Genomic DNA, 556 nt, shown 5'->3' with positions numbered 1-556 from the left:
ATCTGTACGGTATGTGTGTAAACTTGATTCCTGGACACACATACTATGAACATTTAGTTTTGGCTAAAAAAATTGGGTGTGACATAGGCTACTGTAGATTGCTGCTAGAGCGTTGTGATCGAGATGAAAAGAAAAAGTTGACATAGCGTGATCGAGAGGGAAAGAGATGACGGTCTACCAATGGAACCAGCTACGGAGTGGGTGTGTTTTTTCATCCGTACACGCTCATCTCATTTTTTCTTCTTCTTAATATAATAATACACAGCTCTCCTGTGTGTTTGAGAAAAAAATTGGGAAGAAGTTTGCCGACTTAGTGAGTCGATCCACTACAAATCATATAGCATCCTTACCCCAAGGAGTGTGAGGTAAACCAACCACAAGATCCATAGTGATGTGCTCCCACTTCCACTCTAGAATCTCTAAAAGCTTCAATAAACCTGCGGGCCTTTTATGCTCAGCCTTCACCATTTGACAAACACCACAAGTTGCCACATACGTGGTAATATCAAACTTCATCTCTATACATCTTGGTCTCACCAGGATGAATGGTGTAGGG

At 41.5% G+C, this 556-nt stretch carries 1 protein-coding gene; it reads right to left on the bottom strand.

The annotated features are described in order from the left end of the window. Window positions 1-333: 333 nt before the first annotated feature. The coding region (locus tag ACQY5W_RS13460; protein ID WP_428025479.1) for a hypothetical protein at window positions 334-556 on the bottom strand (223 nt) is incomplete at its 5' end.

It is taken from the genome of Arcobacter sp., assembly GCF_050300555.1.
Taxonomy (GTDB): domain Bacteria; phylum Campylobacterota; class Campylobacteria; order Campylobacterales; family Arcobacteraceae; genus Arcobacter.
The sequence above is the reverse complement of the archived record's forward strand: the minus strand, read 5'-3'. Positions and strand labels throughout refer to the sequence as shown.